The organism is Synechococcus sp. R5-13, assembly GCF_047462015.1.
Classification (GTDB): Bacteria; Cyanobacteriota; Cyanobacteriia; order Thermostichales; family Thermostichaceae; genus Thermostichus.
The window spans coordinates 1-6064 of the sequence record NZ_JANSIL010000190.1; the positions used below are offsets into that span (position 1 = coordinate 1).

At 55.3% G+C, this 6064-nt stretch carries 5 protein-coding genes and 1 pseudogene; 5 read left to right on the plus strand and 1 reads right to left on the minus strand.

The window, feature by feature from the left end; translation table 11 throughout:
* The first annotated feature begins 123 nt into the window (after positions 1-123).
* The 5 genes from rph to NW840_RS13290 all read left to right on the plus strand — a co-directional run bounded on the left by rph (position 124) and on the right by NW840_RS13290 (position 5874).
* Complete coding sequence (rph, locus tag NW840_RS13270; RefSeq protein WP_414344777.1) at positions 124-858, plus strand: ribonuclease PH; 735 nt, start codon at positions 124-126, stop codon at positions 856-858.
* 246 nt (positions 859-1104) lie between these two features.
* Positions 1105-2346: a response regulator gene (locus NW840_RS13275; RefSeq protein ID WP_414344779.1), complete on the plus strand. Its 1242-nt coding sequence runs from the start codon at positions 1105-1107 to the stop codon at positions 2344-2346.
* Positions 2347-2950: 604 nt separating this feature from the next.
* Positions 2951-4648 carry an ATP-binding cassette domain-containing protein gene (locus NW840_RS13280; protein ID WP_414332172.1) on the plus strand — a complete coding sequence of 566 codons (1698 nt, stop codon included), beginning with the start codon at positions 2951-2953 and terminating at the stop codon, positions 4646-4648.
* Between the two features lie 12 nt (positions 4649-4660).
* Positions 4661-5299 carry a riboflavin synthase gene (locus tag NW840_RS13285; RefSeq protein WP_414332173.1) on the plus strand — a complete coding sequence of 213 codons (639 nt, stop codon included), beginning with the start codon at positions 4661-4663 and terminating at the stop codon, positions 5297-5299.
* A gap of 11 nt (positions 5300-5310) precedes the next feature.
* A complete protein-coding gene (locus tag NW840_RS13290; RefSeq protein ID WP_414344781.1) occupies positions 5311-5874 on the plus strand; it encodes a shikimate kinase in 564 nt (187 codons plus the stop codon).
* Between the two features lie 121 nt (positions 5875-5995).
* Here the strand turns inward: NW840_RS13290 and NW840_RS13295 are convergent.
* A pseudogene (locus NW840_RS13295) lies at positions 5996-6064 on the minus strand (photosystem II protein D2); the annotation flags it as partial.

Sequence of the window (6064 nt, forward strand, 5' to 3'; positions counted from 1 at the left end):
ATAACTTCCGCATTCCTCCCGACACTGACCCTACGGGTACAGTGCGGGGCTCCTGCGATTTCTAGCTGAGCCGCATTGGGCAGACATGGTTGACAATGCGAGGGATCCCTTTTTGAACTGTCCATGAGCTGGCAACGCCCAGATAATCGCACCGCTGCTCAATTGCGCCCGGTTTCTTTTGAGCGCCACTTTACCCGCTATGCCCCTGGCTCGGTGTTGGTCAAGTTCGGCCATACCCATGTCCTTTGCACCGCCAGTGTGGCCGAAGAAGTTCCCCCTTTTCTGCAGAACACCGGCCAAGGCTGGCTGACGGCTGAGTACCGCATGTTGCCCGGAGCCACGCAACAACGACAGCCGCGGGAAATGTTGAAACTATCGGGCCGTACTGCCGAGATTCAACGGCTCATCGGGCGCAGTCTGCGCGCCGCCTTGGATTTTCGCAAGCTGGGATCCCGTACCATCACCGTCGATGCCGATGTGCTGCAGGCCGATGGCGGAACGCGCACCGCCGCGATCACAGGGGGCTATGTGGCTCTGCACGACGCCATCACTTGGCTGTACAAACAGGGGGCGCTGGATCCGGCCCAGGGATCCCCGCTGCGGCAGCAGGTGGCGGCCCTTTCGGTGGGAATTGTGCAGGGAGAGGTACTTGTGGATCTGTGCTATGAGGAAGACAGCCAAGCCGAGGTGGACATGAACATTGTTATGAACGAGCAGGGATCCTTCATCGAGATCCAGGGCACTGCCGAAGCCGGCTGCTTCAGTCACCCGCAACTGCTACAAATGTTGGAGATGGCCCAAGCCGGGATCCAAGAATTGCTCCAAGCCCAACGGCAGGCTCTCAATTTAGAAAGATAGAGCCATAGCCGGACCCTAGCCTTGCAATGGTAATCCTTCAAGGCACTGCATATGGGATTGCATGGGTGTATATCCTGGTTGGCAAAGCGGTATTCCCTTGCTGTAAAGGAATGGCCGGGAAAGCTAAGATCAGCCAGTTGTTAAAATAAGTGAGCTCTCTGAAGCTCTCCTTTCGACGGTTTGAGCGTGTGGCTGAGGTGAATCGCTGCTCATTTGGCCTGAAGAAGTTGGCCCGGAGAACGCTGCATGTCCCGTTTTGTGTTCGGCTCGGAGGAACTTGCGCCACTGCTCAGGCAGCAAGGTTGGCGGTTTACCACTGGATATCTGCACATTCACCTCAAGGGACTGGATCCCTCTGAGGGTGCGGAACCCTGGGTGTTGACCTACTACCACGGCAGGCTGCTTTTTTCTGCCGATCAACCCCTCAACACGCAAATCCTGCTGAAACGACTCTCCCGCTTTATTCCTCGCCTCAACTTGGAATGGCCACAGCGGGCCATCTCGGTGGTGCAAGAGCGCTTGGTGAAAGACCATTCCTTACCTGAGCTGCTGGAGGCTATCACGCAATTGGGCCTGCTCAAGCCGGGGGAGCTGGAAGATGCCCTGTGGCTCAACCTGCTTACCGATTTCGACCGCTACCTATTCGAACGGGCAGGCACCTGTTACTTTGAGGTGCAGGAGCAGGTCGCCCAGGAGGCCCCCATTGGCGGGTTTGAGTTGGAGCCGCTGCTGCAAGAAGCCGCCCGGCGCCACGATCGCTGGGCAGATTTGAAGGTGGCGATCCCAACCCTGTTGGCGGTGCCGGTGGTCAATTGGGAACGGGTCAACCGCTACCGCATCACCGATGAGCAACGACAGAAGCTCCACACCCTCACCAAAGATGGCCAGTCGCTGGAAGCAATCGCCAAGAAGCTGTGCCGGGATCGGCTGGAGGTGGCCAATCTCTTTGCCTCCTGGGCGAAAAAAGGTTTGGTCAGCCTACAAACACCCCAAGAGCTGCTGCAGACCAAGCGCCACAACCCGATAACCATCTTGGCGGTGGACGACAGCGTGGTGATGCAGGAAATCCTACGGCAGTATTTGCCCAACTATCAGGTGATTACAACGGGCAACCCCGCCGAGGTGCTTCCTTTGTTGTTTCAGCATCGGCCCCACCTGTTGTTGATGGATATCGCCATGCCGGGGATCGATGGTCTAGAGCTTTGCCGCATTGTGCGCAGCTTAGAAGAGTTTAAGTCCCTTCCCATCCTGATGGTTACCGCTCGCGATGGTCTGCTGGCCCGCATCCGCGGCAAATGGTCGGGGGCAACCGCCTACTTGACCAAGCCCTTCAACGAAAGTCAGCTTAATGCAGAGGTGAAGCGGCTTCTGGCCCAACAGCCGCCTGCCCACAGACAAAATCCTCTGTCGGTTCAGGGAGGCAGAACAGGTCATCCTGCCCTGTTTCAGGGATCCCCCCGTTCCCTCGAGGATCAAGCCAAGGCGTAGTGTCCTTCTGAGTTGATCCCCGTCGCCATTGGCTTTCCTGTCAAAATCAACAAAGGTTTTATGTTAGATAAGAAGTCAACTCAAGAGACCATAACTTGTCTGGGCTGACTGCTAATGTCAATGGATTGATAGCTCATTAGGACATGCCCAAAAGAGAAAAATAGGTTGCCGGGGATTTCAGAAACAAGAGACGAAGTAAGCATCCCATACACTGAAAACTTATCCGATCAACCTTCCTCATTGTCATCACGACCGGCTACTTCAATCTCTCTCAGGAACTGGCTTTTCCCCGCTGGCATTAGAGGTCGTTTAAGCCTTAGAGAAGCCTCACAAGGCTTCTGGCAAAAGAGTCCATACTAAGGGTACCGACAAACAAGCCCTGAAGACATGAAAAAAGATCGAACAGGGTTCAGCAGGCACTTCTGAAGGCAAACCAGAAATATTAAACGCTGTCGTGGATCCCGGCAAGATCAATGAGAGGGAGAAATCAAGCAGAAATTGCTCAGGATCCATGGACAGGGATCCCAAGAATACGTAAAATCGAGTAAAGAATGTAAAGAAAACGCCACACTTCTCCAATTGGTCCCGATCCCCAAGGAGCATTATGCTGCGACTGGAACACATTAGCAAAATCTATCCCACCGGTGAGGTGCTCAAGGATGTGAACTGGGAAGTTAAGCCTGGGGATCGCGTCGGCCTAGTGGGAGTAAACGGGGCCGGAAAGACCACCCAGCTCAAGATTATCTGCGGGCAAGAAGAACCGACCAGCGGCGAGGTGATCCGCCCCGCCAACCTGCGCATCGCCTATCTCACCCAAGAATTTGGAGTGGATCCCGCCCGAACGGTGCGAGAAGAGTTCTGGACAGTCTTTCAAGAGGAAAACCGCATTCACCAAGAAATTGCCCAAATCACCCAACAGATGGAGCAGGCGGACGCGGACACGTTGGAAACCCTTTTGCGCCGTCTAGATCGTCTACAGCGCCAATTTGAGAGTTTACATGGCTATGAACTGGAGGCGCGTATTGAGAAAATCCTGCCGGAAATGGGGTTTGAGCCGGAGGACGGGGATCGGTTGGTGAGCGCCTTCAGCGGCGGCTGGCAGATGCGCATCAGCCTGGGGAAAATCCTGCTGCAAAAACCCGATTTGATGTTGCTAGACGAGCCGACCAACCACCTAGACTTGGAGACCATTGAGTGGCTGGAAAACTACCTCAAGAGCTTGACGATCCCCATGGTGATTGTTTCTCATGATCGAGAGTTTTTGGATCGGCTTTGCACCCAAATTGTGGAGACGGAGCGAGGAGTTTCTACGACATACTTGGGTAACTATTCTCAATACCTACTCCAAAAAGCTGAACGGCGAGAGGCACAACAAGCTGCCTACGAACGTCAGCAAAAGGAAATTGAAAGGCAACAAACCTTCATCGATCGCTTCCGGGCCAGTGCCACCCGCAGCACTCAGGCCAAAAGCCGCGAAAAACAACTGGAAAAGATCGAGCGGGTCGAAGCGCCCATTGGCGACGTGCGTACCCTCAAGTTTCGCTTTCCCCCTGCTCCCCGCAGTGGTCGCGAGGTGGTGAAGATCGAGAATTTGACGCACATTTATGGAGATAAGATTTTGTTTTTGGGTGCGGAGCTGTTGATCGAGCGTGGGGATCGCGTCGCCTTTCTGGGGCCCAATGGGGCAGGAAAATCCACCCTGCTGCGTCTTATCACCGGCCTAGAGCAACCTACCGAGGGATCTGTGAAATTGGGAGCACACAATGTGATCCCTGCCTACTTCGAGCAAAATCAAGCAGAGGCTTTGGATCTGAGCAAAACCGTCTTGGACACCATTCATGACGAAGTGCCCGACTGGAAAAACGAAGAAGTGCGCACGCTGTTGGGTCGCTTTTTGTTCAGCGGCGACGCCGTTTTTAAGAAAGTAGCGGCTTTGAGCGGGGGAGAAAAAGCCCGCTTGGCGTTGGCGAAAATGCTACTTCAGCCGGCCAACCTACTGATTTTGGATGAGCCCACCAACCACTTAGATATCCCGGCCAAAGAGATGCTGGAAGAAGCTTTACAGCATTACGATGGCACGGTGATCCTTGTTTCTCACGACCGCTACTTTATCTCAAAAGTGGCCAACAAGATTGTAGAGATTCGCAACGGAGAGTTGGTCGCCTACCAGGGCAACTATCACTACTATCTAGAAAAGATCGCTGAAGAGAAAGAGAAAGCCCGACAAGAGCGAATCGCTGCCGAAAAACGAGCCAAAGAGCGAGAAAAACAGAAAGCCAAAAAGGCAGCCGGCAAAACCTAAGGAGCCAAAGCAATGTTTACGGGTCTGGTTCGAAGTTTGGGCACAGCCCAGTTGATCAATTCTTCACAGCTACGGGTTACCTGTCCCCGGTTGCAACCTCAGTTGGCCTATGGAGATAGCGTGGCGGTGGACGGCCTTTGCCTGACGGTGGTGGAGATTCTGCCCGATGGATTTTTGGCCGATGTTTCGCCGGAAACCCTGCGGCGCTCGACTTGGGGCCAGGGATCCCTCGGCCCGCGCACAGTCAACCTGGAACCGGCGCTGCGGGTAGGAGACAAGTTAGGGGGGCATTTTGTCAGCGGCCATATCGATGGGGTGGGGCAACTGTGGGATCAAGCCGCCACTGGCAACGCCTGGGAGCTGAGCTTCAAGGTTCCTGAAGAGATCGGGCGTTACATCGTACCCAAGGGCAGCGTGGCGGTGAATGGGGTGAGCTTGACCATTGCTGAGGTGCGCCAAGGGGGCTGCTGGTTCAAGGTGGCTGTGATCCCCCAAACCTACCGCGAGACCAACCTTTCTCAGCTCCAAGTTGGGGATCCCGTCAACATAGAGGCGGATATTTTGGGCAAGTATGTGGAAAAATTGCTGGGCTTGCTGCCCCCCGAGAGCAGCGTTTCTCTGGAGTTTCTGGCCGAGCATGGCTATATCTAGGTACCTTTCCCATGATCCACCCCGAGGAAGTTGAGCGCCTGCGCGGCGTAAATGTTTATCTCATTGGGATGATGGGCAGCGGCAAATCCACCGTGGGATCGGAGCTGGCAGCCCAGTTGCGCTTTCAATTTTTCGACACCGATGGTCTGGTGGAGCAGGTGGGGGGTTCTTCCATCGCTCAGATCTTCGCCGAGCATGGGGAAGCCTACTTCCGGGATCTGGAGACGCAGGTGTTGGCCCAGTTGAGCAGCTACACCCGGTTGGTGATCGCCACAGGCGGCGGCATTGTGTTGCGCCCCAAAAATTGGAGCTACTTGCACCATGGCCTCACCGTTTGGCTGGATGCGACCCCCGAGCTGATTTGGCAGCGGCTCAGACGGGATCCCGGCCAACGCCCCCTGCTGCAAACCCCCGACCCCCAAGCTGCCCTGTACAAGCTGATGCAAGAGCGAGAGCCGTTCTACGCCCAAGCCGATGTGCGGGTGCCCATCCGGTCAGAAACTAGCCCGCCCCAGTTGGTTGAACAGATCTGGCAAGCCATTCGCGCCCGCCTGCGAGACGGGATCCCTTCCTAGCCACCTCGCGCCCAACACAAAAAGGGATCCCATGAGGGATCCCTGAACTCTTTAGTTTTTGATTTTTGATTACTCAAGATTCGCAGGGAGCGGATCCCTGACGCAGCCAGGGTAGCTTCCTTTAGAGCGCATTGCCGCGGGGGAGGACTTCTTCAGGGAACTCAAAGCGCTCATGGGGCTGGTCCTGCGG

What these genes read in the sequence shown, in the direction of transcription:
- rph (WP_414344777.1), top strand. Translation starts at nt 124, where the DNA reads ATGAGCTGGCAACGCCCAGATAATCGCACCGCTGCTCAATTGCGCCCG.
- NW840_RS13275 (WP_414344779.1), top strand. Translation starts at nt 1,105, where the DNA reads ATGTCCCGTTTTGTGTTCGGCTCGGAGGAACTTGCGCCACTGCTCAGG.
- NW840_RS13280 (WP_414332172.1), top strand. Translation starts at nt 2,951, where the DNA reads ATGCTGCGACTGGAACACATTAGCAAAATCTATCCCACCGGTGAGGTG.
- NW840_RS13285 (WP_414332173.1), top strand. Translation starts at nt 4,661, where the DNA reads ATGTTTACGGGTCTGGTTCGAAGTTTGGGCACAGCCCAGTTGATCAAT.
- NW840_RS13290 (WP_414344781.1), top strand. Translation starts at nt 5,311, where the DNA reads ATGATCCACCCCGAGGAAGTTGAGCGCCTGCGCGGCGTAAATGTTTAT.